This is a genomic window from Oscillatoria sp. HE19RPO, from assembly GCF_024220515.1.
Classification (GTDB): Bacteria; Cyanobacteriota; Cyanobacteriia; order Cyanobacteriales; family Laspinemataceae; genus Laspinema.
On record NZ_JAMXOT010000386.1, the window covers coordinates 1 to 2,066 of the forward strand.

Annotated in this window: 1 protein-coding gene; it reads right to left on the reverse strand. The window is 39.9% G+C overall.

What is annotated here, in order from left to right:
* Positions 1 to 340: 340 nt before the first annotated feature.
* The gene (locus NG833_RS27290) at positions 341 to 1,723 is read right to left on the reverse strand and encodes an NB-ARC domain-containing protein (RefSeq protein WP_254568418.1); all 1,383 of its coding nucleotides are present in this window, start codon (positions 1,721 to 1,723) and stop codon (positions 341 to 343) included.
* Between the last annotated feature and the right edge of the window lie 343 nt (positions 1,724 to 2,066).

Consider the following 2,066-nt stretch of genomic DNA (forward strand, 5'->3'; position numbering starts at 1 on the left):
TAGGCGGTGCGATCGCCGGGCTGCCTAAGTACCGATGGGCTGGAATCCCCACAAGCGCGATCGCTCCCACTAGATAGACTTCCTAATTGATCCCCCATTTTATCAGAGATTTAACCCCCCGAAACAAGCTCTCCTCACCGTCTAAACCCTGATCTCCCTCGCCCCCAAGAAGCACCCCTCTAGCCATAACTTTTGCCTGAATCATCAGATATTTGCGAAGAAACCCAGTTTCTTTGCTTGAGGTGCGATTCCCGCTTCCGGATCCACTCGGCGGTTTCTCCTCTATTCTCACAGGAGAAACCGGGACCAAAGCCATAACTTTTGTCTGATTACCCAGATCTTATAATTTGGTTCTGATATATTCTCTCAATACGGGTTGTAAAAAATAAAAACTACCTTCCTGCTGTATCAAGCAACGGCGCAATAAAGACTGGATAACATTAAATAAATTTGACAACATCACTTCACTATTTTCTGCTAAATTTACCAGGTTAATTGGCTCTATTTCTTTTGCCAATAAAGACATCACTACGTTTTCTTGTGCCGATAAGCGACTTAATTGTTGCTCTAAAACATCTTTCAAATCTTCGGCCAAAAATAAAGTATCATTTTGCAGTAAATCAGGGATACTTATTCCCAAGTCTTGAATGATATTCGCCACGCTTTTCAACCAGAAAGGATTGCCTTGATAACCCTGAATAAGCATTGAGTAATGGTCAATCTCTCTGAGTCCATCATCTTTGAAAATTTGAACAGTAGATTCAACATCTAAGCCCATGAGTTGTAAAGTTTGAATCGGGCTATTTTCACAGGTAATTTGAGTCAATTCCCTAGGTTGCTCCCAACCGATTAGCAGAAAGCAACTTTGATGAGATAATTTTTCTATCTGTTTCAAGAACGAGCGATATTCTTCATGTTCAGGCTTATACTTTCCTGCCAATTCGCCACTACAGAAAAGGTGGTGAACGTCATCTAAGATAATTAAACAGCGATATTTTTGTAAATATTTAATCAGAGGTAAGTGTTTGCGATTAGTTGCAGAAGAATCCAGCTTTTCTGACTGCAAGAAAAACTGAATGAGTTCGTGCTGAAACTCTTCGAGGCTGTGCGATGCGTCTATAGTGCGCCAAATTACATACTCAAAATCATCTTTTATCTGCTCTACGAGTTGTACTGCTAGAGATGTTTTGCCGATGCCGCAGATACCCGTGAGGGCTATGAGGCGACAGCGTTGTTGTATCATCCATGTAGTAAGAGTGTCGAGTTCGCGAGTGCGTGAGTAGAAAACACCCAACTCCGGCATCTCGCTTAAATCGTGATGTAGAGTTTCAGGTTGTTTTTTGTTAACAGTTTCTTCATTAGGTCGATGTGAATTGGGTAGATCGGGTTGTTGTGTAGCTTCTCCACAGATGTTAAAATTAGCGATCGCTATCTTGTTTTGTGCAAAATTTGAAACATTATTATAACCTTTGAATCGGTGAATTACTGAACAAACATTCGATTTACTGACCTCTTCCCCTAACTCGGCTGAAAGTATTTCCCATAATTCCGCACCCACTTTCCTCACACTGCTTTCCGAACAGTCAAAACTCTTAGCTATTTGCTTATAGGTTTCGCGTTGTAAAGTTCCTCGCAGTACCGCCTCTTGTAAATCGTCAAGGTGCTGACCCGTTTTGGCAAATACTATCTCATCAGCGAGTTTTAACATTTCTTTAAGATTCATTGGGTAAGGTAGATCGAGCATTTTGTGTATTATAGATCACATTTGCAAACATTTTTGTACAGTTTTGCACAAAATTAGACAAAAAAATTGGAATCCCTGAATAAATAATAACAAAATTGAACATTTTTTGCCTAGACAAAACTCTGGTTTTCAAGGATTATAGGAAATATCATACCAAAATCCATGAAATCGTTTGAGGAAAATAAATGAACGTTTATCAGGGAACTCAACCTGTTACTAAACTTGCAGTTAATGAGTTAAAAGAAGAACAGCTACAGCAAATAAACCCAAAAGTTGTAGCCGCAATTAAAGCGATTCAAGCGGAACGCATGGGTAAAGAGCC